Origin of the sequence: Zavarzinia aquatilis, assembly GCF_003173035.1 — a bacterium.
Classification (GTDB): Bacteria; Pseudomonadota; Alphaproteobacteria; order Zavarziniales; family Zavarziniaceae; genus Zavarzinia; species Zavarzinia aquatilis.
Map to the genome: position 1 here is coordinate 17,972 of NZ_QGLE01000002.1, position 21,783 is coordinate 39,754.

Below are 21,783 nucleotides of genomic sequence, written 5' to 3' on the forward strand. Positions count from 1 at the left end.
CGCTACACCTTGTCAGGAGCCGGCAGACTGCGACCCCGGCCGCGCCTTTGCAATGGCCCGGCTCATCAGGATGACGGGAAGGACGCCGACGGCGACGATGGCGAGGGACGGCAGCGCCGCCTCCGACAGACGCTCGTCGCTGGCCAGTTCATAGGCCTTGATCGCCAGCGTGTCGAAATTGAACGGCCGCATCATCAGGGTCGCCGGCAATTCCTTCATCACGTCGACAAAGACGAGCAGCGCCGCCGTGGTCAGGCTGGCGCGCATCATCGGCAGATGCACCCGGCGCAGCGTATCGAGCGGACTGCGCCCCAGGCTGCGCGCCGCCGCGTCCATGCTGGGCGTCACCTTCTCGAGCCCCGATTCCACCGTGTTGAAGGCGACGGCGAGGAAGCGGACGAGATAGGCGAAGATGACCGCGGCAATCGACCCGGTGAGGATCAGGCCGGTCGAGACCCCGAAATGCTCGCGCATCCAGGCATCGACCGCATTGTCGAGACCGGCGATGGGCACGAGCACGCCGACGGCGATTACCGCGCCCGGAATGGCGTAACCCATGGCGGCGATGCGGATCGCCACCTTGCCCGCCCGCGACAGGCCGAGCCGCCGGCCATAGCCGAGCAGAACGGCCAGCCCGACCGCGAGGGCCGCCGTCGGCACCGCGAGGGTGAGCGTGTTGCGGGCATAGGTCAGGAACGGTGCGAGGGCCATGCCGTCCTCCCCCGAGGCCCAGACCGCGAGGGCGACAGCCGGCAGCACGAAGCCGAGCAGGATCGGCAAGGCGCAGGCGAGCATGGCAGCGAAGGCGGATACCGGCTTCAGCGCCAGACGCGGCAGGGGCCGGTAGCGGGTCGTCGTATGGTGGAAGCGGGCGGCACCGCGCGCATAACGCTCGCCCAGCATGAGGGCGGCGATGGCGACCAGCAGCAGGGCAGCGAGATGGGCGGCGGACACCGGATCGCCGAGCCCGAGCCAGGTGCGGAAGATGCCGGAGGTGAAGGTGTCGACGGCGAAATATTGCACCGTGCCGAAATCGCCCAGCGCCTCCATCAGCGACAGGGCGACACCGGTCGCCAGCGCCGGCCGGGCCAGCGGCAGGCCGAGGCGCCAGAAGGCACCCCAGGGCGAACAGCCCAGCGTCCGTCCGATTTCGAGCACGCAGACCGATTGTTCGAGGAAAGCCGCCCGCGTGACGAGATAAACATAGGGGTAGAGCACCAGCACCATCATGGCGATGGCGCCGGGCATGGAGCGAATGTCGGGGAACCAGTAGTCCCGCACCGACCAGCCGGTCAGGTCGCGCAGCAGGCCCTGCACCGGCCCCGCGACGTCGAACAGTCCCGTATAGGTATAGGCCAGCACATAGGCCGGCACCGCCATGGGCAGGAACAGGGCCCATTCGAACAGCCGCTGGCCGGGAAAGCGGCACATGGTGACGAGCCAGGCCGTGCCCGCGCCGATGACCGCGGTGCCGACACCGACCCCCAGCATGAGGACGATGCTGTTGGTGATATAGAGCGAGAGCACCGTCTCGCTGAGGTGGCGCCAGGTTTCCCCCGCGGGCGAAAGGGCGGACGACGCGACCATGGCGACCGGCAGGGCGAAGATCGCCGCCGTGCACAGCGCCAGCACCGTCCAGCCGTTCAGGCCCCGGCGCCGCCCGGCGATGCGCCGGGCATTCAGGCGATAGTCGGTCAATGCCACTTTTGCCAAAACTCCCAGGGGCACGCCCTGGACTGGCGCGCCTCACTGCGAATGATTATCAGTAACTTCGCCGGACGCAAGCCCGCCGTCAAGTTTCGCCGCCGCCGGCCGGTGCGACATCTTCGCCCGTATCCAGCGCGTCAAGGGCCTCGTCTTCGTCCAGCGGCTCCAGATCCTCGTCACGGCCGATGACCGGCATGGCCTGTCGGGGATCGACGAGACCCGCCGCCTTCAGATCCTCGATCCCCGGCAGGTCGCCGATCTGGGCGAGGCTGAAATGGTCGAGGAAGATATCCGTCGTCTTGAAGGTGAGCGGCCGGCCCGGGGTCTTGCGCCGCCCGGCCGGCTTGATCCAGCCGGTTTCGAGCAGCACGTCGAGCGTGCCCTTGCTGACCGCGACGCCGCGGATCGCCTCGATCTCGGCCCGCGTCACCGGCTGGTGATAGGCGACGATGGCCAGGGTCTCGATCGCCGCGCGCGACAGGCGGCGCGTCTCCTCGGTATCCCGGCGCAGCAGGAAGGCGAGGTCGGGCGCCGTGCGGAAGGTCCAGCGCCCCGCGACCTCGATCAGGTTGACCCCCCTGCCCTCATAGGCCGCGCGCACCCGCTCGATCAGGGGGCGAACCTCGGTGCCGGGCGGCAGGCGCTGCGCGAGGCTGGCCTCGTCCAGCGGCTCGGCCGCGGCGAAGATCAGCGCCTCGACCATGCGGCTGTAGTGCAGCAGGTCGGCTTCGTCGAGGGTGCGCGGCGTGGCCTCGGTCTCGATGCCCGCATCCTCGGGCGGAAGCTCGGATTCTTCGGTCATTCGTCGCGGGCCTTGCGGATGAAGATGGGGGCGAAGGCCTCGGTCTGGCGCAGCTCGATCTTGCCCTGGCGGACCAGTTCGAGACTGGCGGCGAAGGTCCCGGCGAGGGCGGACCGGCGGCCGAGCGGATCGGTGAATTCGTCGGGCATGAACAGCTCCAGCCGGGTCCAGTCGAGTTCGATGCCCAGCATGGCGGAGAGGCGGTGGATCGCCGCCTCCATGGTGAAGATGGGCGGCAGCTTCACGGTCATGTGGCCGCCGGTCTTGCGCGCCGCCCAGTCGGCATAGGCCTTGATCAGATCATAGAGGCTGGTCGCCCAGTTCGACTTCCGCACCACGGTGACGCCCTCGGGCGCGCCCCGGGCGAAGACATCGCGGCCGAGCTGGTGGCGCGACATCAGCTTGGCCGCGGCGGCGCGGATCGCCTCCAGCCGCTCGAGCTGGAGCGCCATGCGGGCCGCCAGTTCCTCGCCCGAAGGCTCCTCCCCGGCCGGGGGCTCGGGCAGCATCAGGCGGGATTTCAGATAGGCGAGCCAGGCCGCCATGACGAGATAATCCGCCGCGAGTTCGAGGCGCAGTTTCCGCGCCTCGTTCACGAAGGCCAGATACTGGTCGGCGAGCTTGAGGATCGAGATTTTCTTGAGATCGACCTTCTGCGCCTTGGCGAGAGCGAGCAGGAGGTCGAGCGGGCCCTCGAAACCCTCGACGTCGACGGTCAGACTCTCCCCGTCCTCGCCGATGACCGGCGGAACCTGCTCCTCGAACGGCAGAGAGGGACCGGGCTTGTCGCTCATGCGCAAAGTTTACGAAAGGGGCGCGCGCGTGAGCCAGAGCAAAAGCTCGATGACGCCATTCATCACCGGGCCCAGCACCTGAAATACCGGATTGAAGTCGAGACCGAACTGGCCCGCGATCATGGGCAGCAGGAACACGGCACCGAAGACGATCAACATGCCGTAAGGCTCGACCCGGGCCAGCGGGTAAGCCAGCACCCGGGGCAGCAAGCCGACCGCGACCCGCCCACCGTCGAGCGGCGGCAGCGGGATCATGTTGAAGACGCCGAGGATGACGTTGATCTTGATGGCGTTGATGCAATTGGCGCCCAGCCAGATCGCCGCCTGTTCAGGCAGATAGGGCACGGCATGAAGCAGCAGCGCGGCGACCAGCGCCATCAGGACATTGGCGCCCGGTCCCGCCGCGGCGACCAGCACCGAATCCCGCCGGGGCCGCCGCAGGTTGCGGAAATTGACCGGCACCGGCTTGGCATAGCCGAAGGCGAAACCCGCCGTCATCAGGAGCAGCAGCGGCAGCAGCACCGTGCCCAGCGGGTCGATGTGGCGGATCGGGTTCAGCGATATCCGGCCGAGCAGCCGCGCCGTCGGATCGCCCAGCTTGTCGGCGACATAGCCATGCGCCGCCTCGTGCAGCGTGATGGCGAAGACGATCGGCAACGCCCAGACCGAGAGTTGCTGCAGGAATTGGGGCAGAGACATCATGCCTCTCCCTCCCCGCCCGCCGCGACGAGCGTGTCGAGTTCCGCCCGCGCCGCCGCCCGGTCGAAGGGCAGCGCCGGCCCGCGGCGCGACGCCGCGATCTTCCAGCGCGCCAGCGCGTCGCCATCAAGCAGGGGGATCGCCGGCAGCAGGTCGGTCATCTCGTCCAGCCGGCCGCTGCAATGAAGCGCGAGATCGCAGCCGGCATCGAGGGCCGCCGCCGCCCGCTCGGCCAGCGTGCCCGTCAGCGCCTGCATGTTCAGATCGTCGGAGACAAGGACGCCATCGAAGCCAAGACGGCCGCGCACCAGATCAGCGATACCGTCGGGCGACTGGGTCAGCGGGCACGCGGCGTCGATGGCCGTGTAGACGACATGGGCAGTCATGGCGATGGGCATGTCCGACAGGGCGGCGAAGGGCACGAAATCCGTCGCCTCGAGCAGCGCCAGCGGGGCATCGACCACCGGCAGGGCGACATGGCTGTCGGCCAGGGCGCGGCCATGGCCCGGCAGATGCTTGATCACCGGCAGCACGCCGCCGGCCAGCAAGCCTTCGCAAGCCGCGCGGCCGAGGTCGGCGACGGCACCGGGATCGGCCGAGAAGGCGCGGTCGCCGATCACGTCATGGGCGCCCTGCACCGAAATGTCGACGCAGGGGTGGCAGTCGACGTCGATGCCGAGATCCCGGAGATCGTCGGCGATCAGCCGCGCCTGCAGCCAGGCCGCGCGCTGCGCCGCACCACCGTCGAGCAGGCCGATGGTCCGCGCCGGGTAATAGGCCGGCCAATGGGGCGGCCGCAGCCGGGCGACGCGCCCGCCTTCCTGGTCGATCCAGACCGGGGCGTCCGCCCGGCCAAGGGCGGCGCGCACTTCGGCGACCAGGGCACGGACCTGTTCCGGCGTCTCGATATTCCGCGCAAACAGGATGACGCCGAGGGGGGGCGCCTTGGCGAAGAGCGCCCGTTCGCCCGCGCTCAGGGTCTTGCCGGCGAGGCCGACGACAATGGCGCGCGGCGCCTCAGCGGACGACATTGCAGTCCTGATTGCGCTGTTTCAGCTTGGCGCAGACCGCCGCCGCCGCATCCTTGCTGGCGAAGGGGCCGGCGCGCAGGCGGTAGAGCGTGGCGCCATTCACCTGCACCGGCTGGATGATCGGCTTCAGGCCGGCCAGCAGATCGGAGTTGGCCTTGGAAATCCGGGTCCAGGCCTGTTTGGCCGCGGCTTCGTCCTTCAGCGCCGCGAACTGGATCACGGCACCGCCGGCAGCCGGCGCGGTCGTGGCGGCGGGCGGCGCCGCCGGGGTCGCGGGCGCGGCGGGCGCCGGGGCGACGGCCGGCGCGGGCGCCGGTTTCGGCTTTTCCGGCGCGGGCGCGGGGGTCGCGACGGGCGCGGGCGTGACGGGCGCGGGCGCGGCTGCCGGTGGCGTCGCCGGCTTGGCCGGGGCGACCGGTGCCTGCGCGACAGGTGCGGGGGCAGCCGGCGCTGGGCTCGCGGCCGGCGCGGACGGGGTCGGAACCGGGGCCGGCGGCGCGGCGGCGGTCGTGTCGGGCGGCGGCGGGGGCGGCGGCGGGGCCGGCCGGGCCATGGGCTCGTCCGGCGGCGGCAGCAGCTGTTCGGGCAGGGTCGGCTCGCCGGTGCCCTCGCCGATACGGTTGAAGATCAGCTTGTCCTGATCCGGCACTTCGAGGCCACCCGGCTCGTCGGGCGGCACCTTGGCCGGCTCGGCGTCGGCGCGCACCAGGGGCACGCTGGCGGCATCGGTCGGCGCCGGCCCGTCGCCCCCGGTGAAGAGCGAAAGCACGAGATAGAGCAGCGCGCCACCCGCAAGGCCCATCAGCACCAGCCGGCCGATCTTCAGCCCGCCGCCGTCGTCCGAGGTCGAGGGCGGCACCAGCCGCTCCGCCGAGGGGGCGGGGCGATAGGGGCCCTGACCGTAGGGGTCGGGCGAATAGGGATCTTGAGGCTGATTGCCGGGCATCAACGCATCTCCTCGACCGGGGTCACGCCGAGAATACCAAGGCCGGAGGCGATCACGTCGCAGACGGCCTGAAGCAGGGCGAGCCGGGCCATCGTCAGGGCCGGATCGTCCTTGTGGATGAAGCGCAGCGCCGGCTCGTCCCGGCCCTTGTTCCACAGACCGTGGAAGCCGGCCGCGAGATCGTAGAGCGCGAAGGCGACGCGGTGCGGCTCATGCGCCTCGGCCGCGGCCTCGAGCTGGCGGGGGAAAGCCGCCATCAGCTTGACCAGGGCGAGTTCGTCGGCGGTGGCCAGCCGATCCAGCGGGGCGGCGGCCAGCGCGGCCCGGCCGGTGTCGAGACCGGGAATTTCGACGACGGCGTTGCGCAGCACCGAGCGGGCGCGGGCATGGGCATACTGGACGTAGAAGACCGGATTGTCCTTGGACTGTTCGGTCACCTTGTCGAAATCGAAGTCGATGGGCGCGTCGTTCTTCCGCGTCAGCATCATGAAGCGGACGACATCCTTGCCCACCTCGTCGACGACATCGCGCAAGGTCACGAAGCTGCCCGAACGCTTGGACATCTTCACCGGCTCGCCGCCCCGGGTCAGTTTGACGAGCTGGCAGATCTTGACGTCGAGATCGGCCTGCCCGCCCGAGATCGCCTTGACCGCGGCGCGCATCCGCTTGATGTAGCCGCCATGGTCGGCGCCCCAGACGTCGATCTGGCGGGTGAAGCCGCGGCGGTACTTGTCGAGGTGATAGGCGATGTCGGCGGCGAAATAGGTCCAGGCGCCGTTCGATTTCTTGAGCGCGCGGTCGGTGTCGTCGCCGAATTCGCTGGCCTTGAACAGGGTCTGCGGCCGCGGCTCCCAATCGTCGGGCTGCTTGCCCTTGGGCGCTTCGAGCACGCCTTCATAGATCAGGCCCTTGTCGACCAGCACCTGCAGCGCCTCGTCGATCCGGCCCGAAGTGTGCAGGCCGTATTCCGAGAAGAAGACGTCCTGATGGATGTTCAGGGCTTCGAGATCCTCGCGCACCATCGCCATCATGGCGGCGATGGCGAAGTCCTTCACCGGCTTCAGCCAGATGTCCTCGGGCTGGTGCAGGAAGCGGTCGCCGTATTTTTCCTTCAGCCCCTGGCCCACCGGCACGAGGTAGTCGCCGGGGTAGAGACCTTCCGGAATCTCGCCGATAGCCTCGCCATGGGCCTCGCGGTAGCGAAGATGGGCGGAGCGGGCCAGCGTGTCGACCTGGCCGCCGGCATCGTTGATGTAATATTCGCGGGTGACCGCATAGCCGACCTTTTCGAGGAGGGCGGCGAGCGCGTCGCCGAACACCGCGCCCCGGCAATGGCCGACATGGAGCGGCCCGGTCGGATTGGCCGAGACATATTCGACATTGACCGGCAGGCCCTGCCCCTTGTCCGAGGCGCCGAAACCGGCCCCGGCGGCGAGGATGGCGGCGAGCTGGTCGCGCCAGAAACCGTCCGACAGGCGCAGGTTGACGAAGCCGGGGCCGGCCACGCTGGCCTCGACCACGGCGGGATGGCCGCGCATCGCCTCGGCGATCTGCTGGCCCAGCGCCTGCGGCTTCAACCCGAGGGCCTTCGACAGGGCGAGCGCGGCATTGGTCGCGACATCGCCATGGGCAGGGTCGCGCGTGGGCTCGATCACCACGCCTCCCAGGCTCTCGGGCAGGGCGGGAATGGCGCCGGCGGCGGAAAGGGCGGAAAGCCGGCCCTTGAGGTCGTCGGCGAGCTGGTCGAAGAAATGGGTCATGTCATTACGCTGATATCGAAGAGCCGCGCATGTTCCTCGATCGCGAAGCGATCGGTCATGCCGGCGATAAAGTCGGCCACCAGTCGGGCGGTGCGGGGCGTGCCCGGCCCCTCGGCCCGCCGCGCCCAGTCGCCGGGCAGGCACTGGGGTTCGGCGAGCAGCAGCCCGAACAGGTCCCGGACGCAGCGCCTGGCCTTGGAGGTCATGCGGTTCACCCGGTCGTGGCGATACATACGGCTCCAGAGGAAAGCCTTCAATGCCCGATCCTGTTCGGCCATCTTTTCCGAGAAGGCGACAACGGGGCGGTGATGATGCCGGATCGCCTCGACCGAGGCCGGATTCAGCGCCGCGAGGCGCGCCCTTGTCTCGGTCAGCACGTCGTCGATCATGCGGCCGATCAGGGCGCGCACCGTTTCATGCGCCGTCCGTTCGCGGCCGATGCCGGGATATTTCGCCTCGACCCCGCGCAAAAGCTCGCCCACCAGGGGCAGGTCGCGAATATCGTCGAGGCGGAACAGGCCGGCGCGCAGGCCATCGTCGAGATCGTGATTGTTGTAGGCGATGTCGTCGGCGAGGGCGGCGACCTGCGCTTCCGGCCCGGCGTGGGTCGCAAGTTCCAGGTCCTGCTCGGCCATATATTCGGTGATCGCGACCGGCAGCGCCCTGTCCTTCAGGGGCCGGCCGTCGGCATGGACCAGCGGCCCGTTGTGCTTCACGACGCCTTCCAGCGCCTCCCACGACAGGTTCAGCCCGTCGAAATCCGCGAATCGCTTTTCCAGCTTGGTCAGGATGCGCAGGGTCTGGGCGTTGTGATCGAAACCGCCGAAGGGCGCCATGCAGGCATCGAGCGCATCCTCGCCGGCGTGGCCGAAGCAGGTATGGCCGAGGTCGTGGGCGAGAGCCAGCGCCTCCCCCAGATCCTCGTCGAGCCGCAGCACCCGGCAGATGGAGCGGGCGATCTGCGCCACCTCGAGGCTGTGGGTCAGGCGGGTGCGGTAATGATCGCCCTCCTGATAGACAAAGACCTGGGTCTTGTATTGCAGCCGGCGGAAGGCGCCCGAATGGATGATCCGGTCCCGGTCGCGCTGGAAGGCGCTGCGGGTCGGGCTGTCGGGTTCCGGGGTGCGGCGGCCGCGACTGCGGCGCGGGTCGCTCGCATAGGGGGCGCGGGCGTCGGTCATGGCCGCAACCTACAGGGCCGCCGGTTGCGCTTCAAGAAAGGCTGCAGCGCGCCTGGGGCAAATTGACTTGTCCGGCCATGCTCCTATGTTTGAGGACAAGATCGTCCTCTTCCGGTCAGGAGTTTAGCCATGTCCGCGACCCATGCCGCCGGCGGCGCCGGTGCCGCCCCCCCTGCCCCGCCCGTCGCGGAGCGCAGCGTCGGCCTGACCGACAGCGCGGCCGCCCGCATCGCCTTCCTGCTGCGGGAAGAGAATCAGCCCGGCCTGTTCCTGCGCATCGCGGTGACCGGCGGCGGCTGCTCGGGCTTCCAGTATAATTTCGATTTCGACCGCGAGGCGCAGGATGACGACCTCGTGATCGAGAAGAACGGCGCAAGCGTGCGCATCGACGGCGTCTCCCTCGACCTGCTGGCCGGCTCGGTCATCGACTTCGTCGAGGACATGATGAGCGCGTCCTTCCAGGTGAAGAACCCCAACGCCACCTCGTCCTGCGGCTGCGGCTCCTCCTTCGCCGTCTGACGGCCGATGCGGATCGCCAGTTTCAACGTCAACTCGGTCAAGGCGAGGATGGCCAATCTGGTCGACTGGCTGCGCGCGGCCGGGCCGGATGTCGTCTGCCTGCAGGAGTTGAAGACCATCGAGATGCCGACCGAGGAGGTCGAGGACGCGGGCTACAACGTCCGCTACGTCGGGCAGAAGACCTATAACGGCGTCGCCATCCTCGCGAAGGAAAGCATCGAGGTCGAGGAAGAGCGCCTCCCCGGCGAGGCGGAGGACGAGCAGGCGCGTTATCTGCAGGCGCTGATCGGCGGGCGCCTGCGCGTTGCCTCGATCTATCTGCCCAACGGCAATCCCATCGACACCGAGAAATTCCCCTACAAGCTGCGCTGGATGGCGCGGCTGCGCGACCAGGCCGCCGGCCTTCTCGCGCTGGAAGAACCCCTGGTGCTGGCGGGGGACTACAACGTCTGCCCGACCGACGGCGATTGCTACGACCCCGCCGCCTTCCGCGACGATGCCCTGTGCCAGCCGGAAAGCCGCTCGGCCTTCCGCCGGCTGCTGAACCTTGGCCTGACCGATGCCCTGATGGCGATCGACCCCGGGCCCCGGCGCTATACCTATTGGGATTATCAGGGCCGGGCACTCGAGCGGAACAACGGATTGCGCATCGACCACCTGCTGCTGTCGCCGCAGGCGGCGGACCTTCTGGTCGACGCCGGGGTCGACCGCGCCCCGCGCGAGAAGGAAAAGCCGTCGGACCACACGCCGGTCTGGTGCGAACTGGATATCTGACATGAGCGACGCCCCTGCCCGGCCGGTGACCGCTGCCGACCCGCTGACCGGCTCCTGCCTGTGCGGGGCGGTGCGCTACCGGATCACGGCGGCGCCGAATTCGGTCAGCCATTGCCATTGCACCCTGTGCCGCAAGGCCGCGGGCGCCGGTTTCGTCACCTGGGCGACGGTGCCCCGCGCCGCCTTCGCGCTGGAGGGGCGAGTAACCGAATATGCCTGGTCGCCCCGCTCGCGCCGGCAGTTCTGCGCCCGCTGCGGCAGCCAGCTCACCTTCCGCTTCGTCGAACTGGCGGAGGAGATCGACTTCACCTGCGCGACCCTCGACGATCCGTCGCGAATCTCGCCCGAATATCACACCTGGGTCTCGAAACAGCTGCCCTGGATCGTGCTCGGCGAAGACAACATCCCCCATTACGCCGAATGGGGCGTCGATTCGGTGCCCGAAGGCGCGTAAGGGACCGCCGGTCGGAACAGCCGGCACATTTTTGTCGCGTTTTATGTCAGAATTACTGACATATATATGGAAGCATCTTGCGCATTCCCGTCGAGAGGGCAGGATGCTGACCATCCTTTGGCGAAGATCGCGACTCCCATGAACAGCCAGCAGCAAGCGCGTCCCAATCCCCTGTTCCTGCGCGACGAGGAAATCCGGCAGGGGATCGAGCTGCTGTTCTTCGCCTATCGCGATTTCACCTCGGATGCCGATGCCGTGCTGTCGCGCCATGGCATGGGCCGGGCCCATCACCGGGTGGTCCATTTCGTCGGCCGCCGCCCGGGCATGACGGTCAACGAATTGCTGGGCATCCTGGGCATCACCAAGCAGAGCCTGTCGCGCGTGCTGTCGCAATTGATCGAGGAAGGCCTTGTCGTCCAGGCGCAGGGCACGCGCGACCGGCGCCAGCGCCTGCTGTCCCTGACCGACAAGGGCACCGAGCTGGAGCGGCAATTGTCCGGCCTGCAGCGTGCCCGGGTGACCAAGGCCTATCGCGAGGCCGGAGCCGAGGCCGTCGCCGGTTTTCGCAAGGTGCTGATCGGCCTGATCGACGAAGGCAGCCGCGAGACCATCCTCGCTTCGGTCGACAGGGACTGAGCCCGTTGAGCGAGATTGCCCCCGCCCATCTCCTCGTCGTCGACGACGACGCCCGGCTGCGCGCCCTCCTCGCCAAATATCTGGGCGATCAGGGGTTCCGGGTCTCGACCGCGGGCGATGCCGAGGAGGCGAGCCGCCAGGTCGAGGCCATCGCCTTCGATCTCGTCATCCTCGACGTCATGATGCCGGGCGAGGACGGGATTTCCCTGACCCGCCGCCTGCGCGAGGAGGCGGACCTGCCCGTCCTGCTGCTGACCGCGCGCGGCCAGCCGGACGACCGCATCGCCGGGCTGGAAGCCGGGGCCGACGACTACCTGCCGAAACCCTTCGAGCCGCGCGAATTGGTGCTGCGCATCCAGGCGATCCTGCGCCGCCACGCGCCGCCGCCGCCCACTCCCGGCACATCCGAGGTGATCAACCTCGGGGCCTGGCGCCTCGACCTCAACCGCGGGCAATTGCAGCGGGGCAGCGAGACGGTGCGCCTGACCTCGGGCGAATTGAAACTGATCCGCCTGCTCGCCGAGAAACCGGGCCAGCCGATCAGCCGCGAGGAACTGGCGATCGCCACCGGCCAGACCCAGGAACGCACCATCGACGTGCAGGTGACCCGCCTGCGCCGCAAGATCGAGGACGATCCCAAGGCGCCCAACCACCTGCAGACCGTGCGCGGCAAGGGTTACGTGCTGTGGCTGAACTGATCCGGCAGCCGGACGCCATCGACCGCGCCGGGCGCTTCATCCGCCAGATCCTGCCCAAGAATCTGTTCGCCCGCGCCCTCATCATCATCGTCGCGCCTGTCCTTCTGTCCCAGTCGATCCTGTCGTTCATCTTCATCGACCGGCATTGGGAACTGGTGACCCGGCGTTTCTGCAACGCGGTCGCGGGCGATATTTCCTATGTCATCGCCGAACTCGACATTGCGCCCGGCGCCGACAACACGCGCATGTTCGTCCGCGCCCGCCAGTCGATGCAACTCGACGCATCCTATGCCCCGGGGGCGGCCCTGCCCGAACCGGTCGAGGTCCGTTACCCGATCCTCGAGCGCGTGCTGAGGACCGAGCTGACCCGGGTCGTTGGCCTGCCGATGACCATCGACGCCGCCTCCGACGCCGACAATATCCACCTCGCCTTCGATCTCGGCGAGGGGGTGTTGCGGGTCTCGCTGCCCTTGAAACGCATCACGACCTCGACCAACGAGTTGCTGTTCTTCTGGATGGTCGGGCTTTCGGTGCTGCTGCTGACCGTCGCCATCCTGTTCCTGCGCAACCAGATCCGCCCCATCGTCCGCCTGACCGAGGCGGCGGAAGCCTTCGGCAAGGGCCAGCCCATCGGCGAATTCAAACCCTCCGGCGCGCGGGAGGTGCGGCGCGCCGCCGCCGCCTTCATCGCCATGCGCCAGCGGATCGAGCGCCACCTGCGCCAGCGCACGGAAATGCTGGCCGGTATCAGCCATGACCTGCGCACCCCCCTGACCCGGATGAAGCTGCGCCTCGCCATGATGGGCGGGGGCGAGGACGAGGCGGAATTGACCCGCGATGTCGAAGACCTCGAGCGGATGATCGAGGAATTCCTCGCCTTCGCCCGCGGCCAGGAGGGCGAGCAGCCGGCGGAGGTCGATGTCGCCGCGCTGATCGGCGAGGCGGTCGGCGCCGCCAACGCCGGCCATCGCCCGACCCCGGTGGAGATGCCGGCGCTGGAGCCGCTGACCGTGACCATCAGGCGGCAGGCGGTGAAACGCTGCCTGACCAATCTGATCGACAATGCCCAGCGCCATGCCGGCCATGTCCGCGTTTCGATGGCCGTGAGCGACCGCTGGATCGAGATCGTGGTCGACGACGACGGCCCCGGCATTCCCGACACACGGCGCGAGGACGCCTTCCGGCCGTTCGTTCGCCTCGACGCCGCGCGCAATCCGACCGACGGCGGCGTTGGCCTTGGCCTTGCCATCGCCCGCGATGTCGCGCGCAGCCATGGCGGCGACATCTTCCTCGAAACCGGGCCGATGGGCGGCCTCCGCGCCCGCATCCGCCTGCCGGTGTGACGCCATGCGCCGCGCCCTCGCCCTTTCCCTCGCCGTCGCCGCGCTGACGGCTGCCCCGGCGCGGGCCGAGGGGGGCTGGCAGGTCGATTGCGGCGCGACCTCGGCCATCCTCGGGGGCAAGGTCGTGCCGGGCGGGGCCTGCGCGGCAACGCTTGGCCTTGCCGACGGCACCAGCCTGAAGTTCTGGACCGGGGCGCGCAGCGCGGATGGCCTCGCATTGCGTGGCCCGGCACTCGCCATCGAGATGCCCCTGCCCGAAGATCGCCTCGACGCCCTCGCCGCCCGTTTCAAGGGCAATGCCGCCGTGCTGGCGGCCGGTGCCGCCTATCGCCTCGATCTGTCGTCCGGCGCCGCCATCGAGGGGCGCTGCGACCGCCTGTCGATCCCGCCACGGCGCGCCAGCCGCCCCGCCGACGGGCCGAAGACGCTGGGCTTCGAGCGCATGGGCTGCCAGATCGACGATGCCGACGGCACGATCCGCGACCGCCTGATCGCGGACGGAAGTTTCGCCTTCGCCCTGAGCATCGGCGGCGTCCGCCTCGCCCGCGCGGTCCATCTGGAGGACGGGGGCGACGAAGCCTATGCCGCCGCCCTCGCCCGCCTGGCGGGGGAGGCCGCGCCGCCGCCGCCCGTCGCCGCCCCGGCGGCACCGTCTTCCGCCAAGGCGCCGGGTCCGGCCGTGCCCAGTTACGAACTCGACGATCTGCCTTCGGGCGAAGGCGAAGGCAACGGCGGACCGACCCCGCCCGCCGCGCCGCCCGGCCCCCCGGTACAGAGCTTCGAGCTGGAAGACCTCGACTAGGCCCGCCCCGCGCGGCGCCAGCCCGCCGGGGCCGTGCCGTAATGTTCGCGGAATGCCCGGGTGAAATGGGCGACATTGACGAAGCCGGTCGCCAGCGCGATCTCGCTTACCGGCAGGGCCGACCGGCGCAGCAATTCCGCCGCCTTTTCAAGGCGCAGGTTGCGGTAGAACCGCATCATCGGCTGCCCGGTCTGCGCCGCGAACAGGCGCTGGATCTGCCGCGCCCCCACCCCGGCGAGCTGGGCGAGCTGATCGAGCGTCAGGGGATCGGCGATGTGATCGGTCATCAGGTCGACGGCGGCGACGAGGGCCGGATGGCTGAGGCCGTAAGTCTCTGCGACGCCTGCCTTCTGTGGATCGTCGGCAAGGCGGACGCGGGTGTGAATGAACCAGTCGCTGATCCGGCGGGCGAAATCGGCGCCATGTTCGGCGGCGATGATCGAATGCATCATGTCGAGCGGCGCGACACCGCCCGCGCAGGTGTAGCGGTCGCGGTCGATGACGAAGAGCCGCCGCTCCATCAGATAATCGGGCGAGCGGGCGCGCAGTGCCTCGAAATGCTGCCAGTGAATGGTGAAACGCCGGCTTTCCAGCAAGCCCGCCTCGGCCAGCAGGGCGGCCCCGCCGGATATCCCGCCCAGCCGCACCCCCGCCCGGTCCAGCCGGCGCAGCCAGCCACTCAGGGCAGGCTCGCGCAGGTCCAAAGGATCGCCACCCGCGACGACGAAGACGAGATCGAAATCGAGCCCGGCCTCGGCCAGCGGCACACAATCGAACGAAGCCCCGGCCGACGAGCGCGATTGCGTGCCCGACAGCGAAACGAAGCGCAGGTCGTAGAGCGCCCGCCCGGCAAGGAGATTGGCCGCGCGCAACGGCTCGATCGCCGCCGAGGTCGACATGAGGGCATAGCCGTCGATCAGGCAGAAGCCGATCCGCTGCGGTTTGTCGGGGCTGAACATGGCACGATCATGTCGTGATCAGCACAACAAATGTCAATTATGGAATAAGGCGCGACGATGTTTCGCCGCTATCGTCGAGAGCTATCGGGGTGACCATCCGGCTGCCCCGCCAAAGCCGGAAGAGGCGGTCCGCCGTGCGCTATTCAGGGTTCAGGATCATTCGCGAGGCGCTGACCGGCCACAGGGGCTGGGGCCCCGCCTGGCGCGACCCGGTACCGCAGGCCGCCTATGATTACGTCATCGTCGGCGGCGGCGGCCATGGCCTCGCCACCGCCTATTATCTGGCGAAGACCTATGGCAAGGCGCGGATCGCCGTCCTCGAAAAGGGCTGGATCGGCAGCGGCAACGCCGGCCGCAACACGACGATCATCCGCTCCAACTACCTGCTCGACGGCAACGAGCCGTTCTACGAGCTTTCGATGCAGCTCTGGGAAGGGCTGGAGCAGGAGCTGAACTACAACGCGATGATCAGCCAGCGCGGCATCCTGAACCTGTGCCACAGCGACGGCCAGCGCGACGCCTATCGCCGGCGCGGCAATGCCATGCGCCTGAACGGGGTCGACGCCGAACTGCTCGACCGCGACGGGGTGCGGGCCATGGCGCCGTTCCTCGATTTCGACAATGCGCGCTTTCCGATCAAGGGCGGCCTCGTGCAGCGCCGGGCCGGCACGGCGCGCCACGACGCGGTCGTCTGGGGTTACGCCCGGGGCGCAGACCGGCTGGGCGTCGACATCATCCAGAACTGCGAAGTGACGGGGATGCGCATCGAGGGCGGCCGCATCCTCGGCCTTGAGACGACACGGGGCTTCATCGGCGCGGGCAAGGTCGGCGTCGCCGTCGCCGGCAATTCCAGCCGGGTGATGGCCATGGCGGGAATGCGCCTGCCAATGGAAAGCCATGTCCTTCAGGCTTTCGTCTCGGAAGGCCTGAAGCCGCTGATCCCGGGCGTCATCACCTTCGGCGCCGGACATTTCTACGTCAGCCAGTCGGACAAGGGCGGCCTCGTCTTCGGCGGCGATATCGACGGTTACAATTCCTATGCCCAGCGCGGCAACCTGCCCGTGGTCGAGGACGTCTGCGAGGGCGGCATGGCGCTGATGCCGATGATCGGCCGCGCCCGCCTCCTGCGCATCTGGGGCGGCATCATGGACATGTCGATGGACGGCTCGCCCATCATCGACCGGACCGATGTCGACGGGCTCTATTTCAACGGCGGCTGGTGCTACGGCGGTTTCAAGGCGACGCCCGGTTCCGGCCTGTGCTTCGCCCATCTGCTGGCGACCGACAGCCCGCAGGCGACGGCGGCGGCGATGCGCCTCGACCGCTTCCGCCGCGGCCTGCTGATCGACGAGAAGGGCGTGGGCAACCAGCCCAACCTGCATTGAGAGGCCCGCGATGCTGATCCCCCACCCGCTGCTCGGCCCGCGCGATGCCCAGGAATTCACCTATCTTGGCGACGCCGCGCTGATCGACCGGCCCGACGGCCTTGCCGCCGATGCCGCGGAACGCTTCTTCGATTACGGTTACCTGCGCGACAATCCGCCGGGCGAGCACCGGGAACTGTGGTTCCACGAACAGGGCGACCGCTCCTGGCTGGTGGTGACCCGCAACATCACGACCCATGAAATCGTCCGGGTCGAACTCGCGCGCGATGTCGCCCTTGCGCGGGGGCGTGGCCGATGAGTCAGACGATGCGCCTTGCCGGCGGCCGGATCGACCGCGCCACCACCCTGTCCTTCGCCTTCGACGGCAGGCTTTACCGCGGTCATCCGGGCGATACGCTCGCCTCCGCCCTGCTCGCCAACGGCGTTCGGCTGATGGGGCGCAGCTTCAAGTACCACCGCCCGCGCGGCCCCCTGTCCGCCGGGTCGGAGGAGCCGAACGCCCTCGTCGAATTGCGCAGCGGTGCCCGGCGCGAGCCGAACACCAGGGCGACGGTGGCCGAGCTGTTCGAGGGGCTGGTGGCGACCAGCCAGAACCGCTGGCCTTCGCTGGCCGTCGACGCGCTGTCGGTCAACGACCGCCTGTCCAGCTTCCTCACCGCCGGCTTCTACTACAAGACCTTCATGTGGCCGAAGGCGTTCTGGGAAAAGCTTTACGAGCCGGCGATCCGCCGCGCCGCCGGCCTCGGCCGCCTGTCGGGCGAAGCGGACCCCGATGTTTACGACAAGGGCTTCCTGCACTGCGACCTCCTCGTCATCGGCGCCGGTCCCGCCGGCCTCGCCGCCGCGCTGACGGCCGGCCGGGCCGGGGCTCGGGTCATCCTTGCGGATGAGGATTTCCTGCCCGGCGGCCGCCTGAATGCCGAGACCATCACCCTGGACGATGCCCCGGCACGGGCCTGGGTCGAGGCGACCCTGGCCGAACTCGCCAGCCTCGGCAATGTTCGCCTGATGACGCGGACCACGATTTACGGCGCCTTCGATCACGGCATCTTCGGTGCGCTGGAGCGGGTTACAGACCATCTGGCCCAGCCCCGGCCGGGCACACCGCGCCAGATCCTGTGGCGTATCTATGCGAAGCGCAGCCTGCTCTGCGCCGGCGCGACCGAGCGGCCCATCGCCTTCGAGAACAACGACCGTCCGGGCATCATGCTGGCGGGCGCGCTGCGCGCCTATGCCAACCGCTGGGCGGTGGCCGCCGCGCGGGATGTCGCCGTCTTCACCAACAATGACGACGGCCATCGCACCGCCCGCGACCTCGCCGCCGCCGGCATCCGCGTCGCCGCCGTGATCGACAGCCGGGAAGACGCGCCCGACACCCCCGGCGTGCCGCTGTTCCGCAGCGCCGTGGTCACCGGCAGCAGGGGCCGCCTCGGCCTCAAGGCCATCACCGTCCGCACGGCGGGCGGCCGCACGGAGGAAATCGCCTGCGGCGCCCTCGGTGTCTCGGGCGGCTGGAACCCCAATCTGCAATTGACCTGCCACCAGCGCGGCCGGCCGCGCTGGGACGATGCGCTGGCGACTTTCGTGCCCGTGGGCGGGCCGTCGGGCCTTGCAGTCGCCGGGGCCGCCGCCGGCATCTTCTCGACCCATGGCGCCCTTCGCGGCGGCGCGGCGGGGGCGCGGGCCGCCCTTGCCGATCTCGGCATCGCGGCCAGCCTGCCCGCCCTGCCCCGGGCCGAGGACGCGCCCGTCCGCATCGCGCCGCTGTGGCAGGTGAAAGGCAAGGGCCGCGCCTGGCTCGACCAGCAGAACGACGTCACGGTGAAGGACGTCACCCTTGCCCATCAGGAAAATTTCCGCGCCATCGAGCACCTGAAGCGTTACACGACCCTGGGCATGGCGACGGATCAGGGCAAGACCGCCAATATCCCGGCCATCGCCGTGATGGCGGAATTGACCGGCAAACCGATCGCCGAGGTCGGCACCACGATCTATCGCCCGCCCTATACGCCGGTGTCCCTCGGTGCCCTGGCCGGGCGCTCGCGCGGGGCGGAATTCCGCCCGCGCCGGCTGACCCCCAGCCATCACTGGGCGGAAGGACAGGGCGCGGTCTTCGTCGAGGTCGGCAACTGGATGCGCGCACAATGGTTCCCCCGCCCGGGCGAAACGCATTGGCGCCAGTCGGTCGACCGCGAGGTGCTGGCGACGCGGCAGGCGGTTGGCATCTGCGACGTCACCACCCTCGGCAAGATCGACGTGCAGGGCACGAACGCTGCGGCCTTCCTCGACCGGCTGTATTGCAACGGCATGGCGAAACTCGCCGTCGGGCGGGTGCGCTACGGCCTGATGCTGCGGGAAGACGGCATGGTGAAGGACGACGGCACCGTCGCCCGCCTGGCCGAGGATCATTTCGTGGTCACGACGACGACGGCCAATGCCATCGCCGTATTCCGCCACATGGAATTCTGCCGCCAGTGCCTGTGGCCGGGGCTGGATGTCCAGCTGATCTCGACGACCGACGCCTGGGCGCAATTCTCGGTCGCCGGGCCGAAATCCCGTGCCCTGCTGGAAAGGATCGTCGATCCCGCCTTCGATCTCTCGAACGAGGCCTTCCCCTATATGGCCTGCGGCGGGGTCACGGTGTGCGGCGGCCTGCGCGCGCGGCTGTTCCGCATCTCCTTCTCGGGCGAACTCGCCTATGAGATCGCGGTACCGGCGCGTTATGGCGACGGGCTGATCCGCGCCCTGATGGCGGCGGGCGAGGACCTGGGCGTCACGCCCTATGGCACCGAGACGCTGGGCGTCCTCCGCATCGAGAAAGGCCACCCCGCCGGCAACGAGCTGAATGGCCAGACCACGGCGGCCAACCTCGGCCTCGGCAAGATGGTCTCGTCCGCCAAGGACGCCATCGGCACGGTGCTGTCCCGGCGCGAAGGATTGAACGGGCCGGACGATATCCGCCTCGTCGGGCTGAAGCCGCTGTCGCCCGCCGATGTCATCGTCAACGGCGCCCATCTGATGACCGAGGGCAGCCCGGTCGACGCCGCCCACGATCAGGGCTGGGTCACCTCGTCGTGCCATTCGCCCCATGTCGGCCATGCCATCGGTCTCGGCTTCCTCAAGCGCGGCGACCGGCGGACGGGCGAAATCGTCCGCGTCGTCAACCCGCTGGCCGGCACCGACATTCGGGCCCAGGTGGTCGCCCCCTGTTTCGTCGATCCGGAAGGAGTGCGTCTGCGTGGCTGAAGCTCTCGCCCCCCTGACCGTCTTCGGCAAGACCGAGGCACGGCTCGACCGCATCGGCGCGCTGAGCATCGCCGAGCGGCCGGACATCGCGCTGGCCTCCCTCGCCGCCCGGCGGGAACGGCTGACGTCGCTCGAGGCGGCGGCGCCCGCCGTGCTCGGCACGGCGCTGCCCGGCGTCTCGCGCGTGGCGGGCGGCACGATCCGCGCCTTCTGGACCGGGCCGGCGCAATGGCTGGTCGAGGCCCCCTACGATACCCATGAAGACCTCGCCGCCGTCCTCAAGCAGAACTTGGGCGGCGATGCCTCGATCACCGAACAGAGCGACGGCTGGTGCGCCTTCGACATCGAAGGGGATGCGACCATCGCCCTTCTGGAGCGGCTGTGCGCCGCCGACACCCGGGCGATGACCCCGGGCGACGTGCTGCGCACGACGATCGAGCACATGGGCTGTTTCCTGATCTGCGAACAGGCGGGGCACGCCTTCCGCCTGTGGACCGCCCGCTCCTCCGCCCTGTCGCTGCATCATGCGCTGACGACGGTCGCCGCCGCCCTGCCGTAGGGGCCGGGCCGGGGGCGGAGGGGGCCAGAATCCCGGGGGATCTGCGCAAGATCGCCTATTGCGCGGCGCGCAGGCTTCACTTTAAAGTCATTCAAGAGTGTTGACCGCTTAATCCCGGCGTTTGGGACACTGTGTCAACTGCCGCGCTCCCGTCCGCCATTGCCCGCGGGGGCGCAGGCCTTTGTCGCCAGTGCCTCGGCGTCGATCCATGTCCTGAACCGCTTTCCCATGGGGGTTCATGTGATGTTGCTCGACAGTCTGCTCTCGCAAGTCATCCGCCATGGCCGTCTCGGCGTCATCTATCCGAACGGTCGCCGCCAGACCTATGGCGAAAAGGGCGACGGTCCCTGTCCGACCCTCCGCATCCACGACCGCTCGGTGCTGATCGCGGCGGCGCTCGACCCCAGCCTCGGCATCGCCGAAGCCTATATGGACGGGCGCGTCACCATCGAGGACGGCGACATTTACGACGTCTGCATGGTCGTTGTGCATAATTTCGAGAAGGTCGGCCTCGCCGGCCTGTCGCGGCTGAAATCGGCGCTGCGCCATCTGCTGCGCCCCATCGAGCAGCTGAACCGGGCGCGGGCGTCACGCCGCAACGTCGCCCATCACTACGATCTCTCCGGCGCGCTCTACGATCTCTTCCTTGATGCCGACCGACAATATTCCTGCGCTTATTTCGCACGGCCGGACATGAGCCTCGAGGCGGCGCAGGCCGCCAAGAAGGCGCATATCGCCCGCAAGCTGCGGCTGGAGCCGGGGATGCGCGTGCTCGACATCGGCTCGGGCTGGGGCGGCCTCGCCCTCACCCTCGCGCGGGATCACGGCGTCGATGTCACCGGCATCACGCTCTCGACCGAACAGCTCGCCCTCGCGCGTCAGCGCGCGGCCCGGGCCGGCCTCGCCGACCGGGTGAAATTCGAGCTGATCGACTACCGCGCCGTCACCGGCCGCTTCGACCGCATCGTCTCGGTCGGCATGTTCGAGCATGTCGGCGTCGGCTACTACGATGCCTATTTCGGCAAGATCCGCGAGTTGCTGGCACCCGATGGCGCCGCCATGGTGCATACCATCGGAAGGGCCGGGCCACCGGGGCCGACCAACAGCTTCATCGCCAAATATATCTTCCCCGGCGGCTATACCCCGGCCCTGTCCGAGATGATGGCCTCGGTCGAGCGTTGCGGTCTCGTCGCCGCCGACGTGGAAATCCTGCGCCTGCATTATGCCGAGACGCTGAAGGAATGGCGCCGCCGCTTCCTCGCCAACCGGGACAAGGCCGAGGCGCTCTACGATGCCCGCTTCTGCCGCATGTGGGATCTTTACCTCGCCTCCTGCGAAGCCTCGTTCCGGGTCGGCGGCCAGGTGGTGTTTCAGGTCCAGCTGGGCCACGATGTCGCCAGCCTGCCGATCACCCGCGACTACCTCTATGTGCAGGACACGACGGAGCACGCGCGCCACGCGGCCCAATAAGCGTGTTCATCCCCGACG

21 protein-coding genes are annotated in these 21,783 nt (G+C 69.0%); 12 read left to right on the forward strand and 9 right to left on the reverse strand.

Features of this window, described 5'->3' with window-relative positions:
- Positions 1-12: 12 nt before the first annotated feature.
- The 8 genes from DKG74_RS03495 to DKG74_RS03530 all read right to left on the reverse strand — a co-directional run bounded on the left by DKG74_RS03495 (position 13) and on the right by DKG74_RS03530 (position 8,920).
- Positions 13-1,704: an ABC transporter permease gene (locus tag DKG74_RS03495; protein ID WP_243404012.1), complete on the reverse strand. Its 1,692-nt coding sequence runs from the start codon at positions 1,702-1,704 to the stop codon at positions 13-15.
- 88 nt (positions 1,705-1,792) lie between these two features.
- Positions 1,793-2,509, reverse strand: a complete 717-nt coding sequence (gene scpB, locus DKG74_RS03500) for an SMC-Scp complex subunit ScpB (protein WP_109902711.1) — start codon at positions 2,507-2,509, stop codon at positions 1,793-1,795.
- Positions 2,506-3,303, reverse strand: coding sequence for a segregation and condensation protein A (locus DKG74_RS03505; RefSeq protein WP_109902713.1), 798 nt, complete (start codon positions 3,301-3,303; stop codon positions 2,506-2,508). Before DKG74_RS03505 ends, scpB begins: the two co-directional genes overlap by 4 nt.
- A gap of 9 nt (positions 3,304-3,312) precedes the next feature.
- Positions 3,313-4,005 carry a site-2 protease family protein gene (locus DKG74_RS03510; protein WP_207779226.1) on the reverse strand — a complete coding sequence of 231 codons (693 nt, stop codon included), beginning with the start codon at positions 4,003-4,005 and terminating at the stop codon, positions 3,313-3,315.
- On the reverse strand, positions 4,002-5,033 hold the full coding sequence (nagZ, locus tag DKG74_RS03515) for a beta-N-acetylhexosaminidase (protein ID WP_109902717.1): 1,032 nt from the start codon (positions 5,031-5,033) through the stop codon (positions 4,002-4,004). The genes DKG74_RS03510 and nagZ overlap by 4 nt, the downstream gene beginning before the upstream one ends.
- Positions 5,020-5,979: an SPOR domain-containing protein gene (locus DKG74_RS03520; RefSeq protein WP_109902719.1), complete on the reverse strand. Its 960-nt coding sequence runs from the start codon at positions 5,977-5,979 to the stop codon at positions 5,020-5,022. Before DKG74_RS03520 ends, nagZ begins: the two co-directional genes overlap by 14 nt.
- Positions 5,979-7,739 carry an arginine--tRNA ligase gene (gene argS, locus DKG74_RS03525; protein ID WP_109902721.1) on the reverse strand — a complete coding sequence of 587 codons (1,761 nt, stop codon included), beginning with the start codon at positions 7,737-7,739 and terminating at the stop codon, positions 5,979-5,981. The genes DKG74_RS03520 and argS overlap by 1 nt, the downstream gene beginning before the upstream one ends.
- A complete protein-coding gene (locus DKG74_RS03530) occupies positions 7,736-8,920 on the reverse strand; it encodes a deoxyguanosinetriphosphate triphosphohydrolase (RefSeq protein ID WP_109902723.1) in 1,185 nt (394 codons plus the stop codon). Before DKG74_RS03530 ends, argS begins: the two co-directional genes overlap by 4 nt.
- Before the next feature lie 129 nt (positions 8,921-9,049).
- Here DKG74_RS03530 and erpA point away from each other — a divergent pair, with 129 nt between their 5' ends.
- The 7 genes from erpA (at position 9,050) to DKG74_RS03565 (ending at position 14,146) form a co-directional block, all read left to right on the forward strand.
- On the forward strand, positions 9,050-9,439 hold the full coding sequence (gene erpA, locus DKG74_RS03535) for an iron-sulfur cluster insertion protein ErpA (protein ID WP_109902725.1): 390 nt from the start codon (positions 9,050-9,052) through the stop codon (positions 9,437-9,439).
- A gap of 6 nt (positions 9,440-9,445) precedes the next feature.
- Positions 9,446-10,213, forward strand: coding sequence for an exodeoxyribonuclease III (xth, locus tag DKG74_RS03540; RefSeq protein WP_109902728.1), 768 nt, complete (start codon positions 9,446-9,448; stop codon positions 10,211-10,213).
- A gap of 1 nt (position 10,214) precedes the next feature.
- Positions 10,215-10,667: a GFA family protein gene (locus DKG74_RS03545; RefSeq protein ID WP_109902730.1), complete on the forward strand. Its 453-nt coding sequence runs from the start codon at positions 10,215-10,217 to the stop codon at positions 10,665-10,667.
- 138 nt (positions 10,668-10,805) lie between these two features.
- Complete coding sequence (locus DKG74_RS03550) at positions 10,806-11,303, forward strand: MarR family winged helix-turn-helix transcriptional regulator (RefSeq protein ID WP_109902732.1); 498 nt, start codon at positions 10,806-10,808, stop codon at positions 11,301-11,303.
- A 14-nt stretch (positions 11,304-11,317) separates the two neighbouring features.
- A complete protein-coding gene (locus DKG74_RS03555) occupies positions 11,318-12,001 on the forward strand; it encodes a response regulator (protein WP_423841692.1) in 684 nt (227 codons plus the stop codon).
- Positions 11,989-13,344, forward strand: coding sequence for an ATP-binding protein (locus tag DKG74_RS03560; protein WP_109902736.1), 1,356 nt, complete (start codon positions 11,989-11,991; stop codon positions 13,342-13,344). The genes DKG74_RS03555 and DKG74_RS03560 overlap by 13 nt, the downstream gene beginning before the upstream one ends.
- Before the next feature lie 4 nt (positions 13,345-13,348).
- A complete protein-coding gene (locus DKG74_RS03565) occupies positions 13,349-14,146 on the forward strand; it encodes a hypothetical protein (RefSeq protein ID WP_109902738.1) in 798 nt (265 codons plus the stop codon).
- Here DKG74_RS03565 and DKG74_RS03570 read toward each other — a convergent pair.
- Positions 14,143-15,105, reverse strand: a complete 963-nt coding sequence (locus tag DKG74_RS03570; protein ID WP_109902740.1) for a GlxA family transcriptional regulator — start codon at positions 15,103-15,105, stop codon at positions 14,143-14,145. The genes DKG74_RS03565 and DKG74_RS03570 overlap by 4 nt on opposite strands.
- 134 nt (positions 15,106-15,239) lie before the next feature.
- Between DKG74_RS03570 and DKG74_RS03575 the strand changes: the two genes are divergently transcribed.
- The 5 genes from DKG74_RS03575 (at position 15,240) to DKG74_RS03595 (ending at position 21,765) form a co-directional block, all read left to right on the forward strand.
- Complete coding sequence (locus DKG74_RS03575) at positions 15,240-16,490, forward strand: sarcosine oxidase subunit beta family protein (protein WP_109903735.1); 1,251 nt, start codon at positions 15,240-15,242, stop codon at positions 16,488-16,490.
- A gap of 10 nt (positions 16,491-16,500) precedes the next feature.
- Entirely contained in the window at positions 16,501-16,788 is a 288-nt protein-coding gene (locus DKG74_RS03580; protein ID WP_109902742.1) for a sarcosine oxidase subunit delta, read from the forward strand.
- Positions 16,785-19,736, forward strand: coding sequence for a sarcosine oxidase subunit alpha family protein (locus tag DKG74_RS03585; protein WP_109902744.1), 2,952 nt, complete (start codon positions 16,785-16,787; stop codon positions 19,734-19,736). The genes DKG74_RS03580 and DKG74_RS03585 overlap by 4 nt, the downstream gene beginning before the upstream one ends.
- Positions 19,729-20,295 (forward strand): sarcosine oxidase subunit gamma, encoded by a 567-nt coding sequence (locus DKG74_RS03590; protein ID WP_207779227.1) that lies wholly within the window; start codon positions 19,729-19,731, stop codon positions 20,293-20,295. Before DKG74_RS03585 ends, DKG74_RS03590 begins: the two co-directional genes overlap by 8 nt.
- 243 nt (positions 20,296-20,538) lie before the next feature.
- The gene (locus DKG74_RS03595) at positions 20,539-21,765 is read left to right on the forward strand and encodes an SAM-dependent methyltransferase (protein ID WP_109903739.1); all 1,227 of its coding nucleotides are present in this window, start codon (positions 20,539-20,541) and stop codon (positions 21,763-21,765) included.
- Positions 21,766-21,783: the final 18 nt, after the last annotated feature.

Coding starts and splice junctions, on each gene's coding strand:
- DKG74_RS03565 (WP_109902738.1), top strand. CDS start 13,349: ATGCGCCGCGCCCTCGCCCTTTCCCTCGCCGTCGCCGCGCTGACGGCT.
- DKG74_RS03580 (WP_109902742.1), top strand. CDS start 16,501: ATGCTGATCCCCCACCCGCTGCTCGGCCCGCGCGATGCCCAGGAATTC.
- xth (WP_109902728.1), top strand. CDS start 9,446: ATGCGGATCGCCAGTTTCAACGTCAACTCGGTCAAGGCGAGGATGGCC.
- DKG74_RS03570 (WP_109902740.1), bottom strand. CDS start 15,105: ATGTTCAGCCCCGACAAACCGCAGCGGATCGGCTTCTGCCTGATCGAC.
- DKG74_RS03585 (WP_109902744.1), top strand. CDS start 16,785: ATGAGTCAGACGATGCGCCTTGCCGGCGGCCGGATCGACCGCGCCACC.
- nagZ (WP_109902717.1), bottom strand. CDS start 5,033: ATGTCGTCCGCTGAGGCGCCGCGCGCCATTGTCGTCGGCCTCGCCGGC.
- DKG74_RS03595 (WP_109903739.1), top strand. CDS start 20,539: ATGTTGCTCGACAGTCTGCTCTCGCAAGTCATCCGCCATGGCCGTCTC.
- DKG74_RS03550 (WP_109902732.1), top strand. CDS start 10,806: ATGAACAGCCAGCAGCAAGCGCGTCCCAATCCCCTGTTCCTGCGCGAC.
- erpA (WP_109902725.1), top strand. CDS start 9,050: ATGTCCGCGACCCATGCCGCCGGCGGCGCCGGTGCCGCCCCCCCTGCC.
- DKG74_RS03505 (WP_109902713.1), bottom strand. CDS start 3,303: ATGAGCGACAAGCCCGGTCCCTCTCTGCCGTTCGAGGAGCAGGTTCCG.
- DKG74_RS03530 (WP_109902723.1), bottom strand. CDS start 8,920: ATGACCGACGCCCGCGCCCCCTATGCGAGCGACCCGCGCCGCAGTCGC.
- DKG74_RS03545 (WP_109902730.1), top strand. CDS start 10,215: ATGAGCGACGCCCCTGCCCGGCCGGTGACCGCTGCCGACCCGCTGACC.
- DKG74_RS03520 (WP_109902719.1), bottom strand. CDS start 5,979: ATGCCCGGCAATCAGCCTCAAGATCCCTATTCGCCCGACCCCTACGGT.
- DKG74_RS03510 (WP_207779226.1), bottom strand. CDS start 4,005: ATGATGTCTCTGCCCCAATTCCTGCAGCAACTCTCGGTCTGGGCGTTG.
- scpB (WP_109902711.1), bottom strand. CDS start 2,509: ATGACCGAAGAATCCGAGCTTCCGCCCGAGGATGCGGGCATCGAGACC.
- argS (WP_109902721.1), bottom strand. CDS start 7,739: ATGACCCATTTCTTCGACCAGCTCGCCGACGACCTCAAGGGCCGGCTT.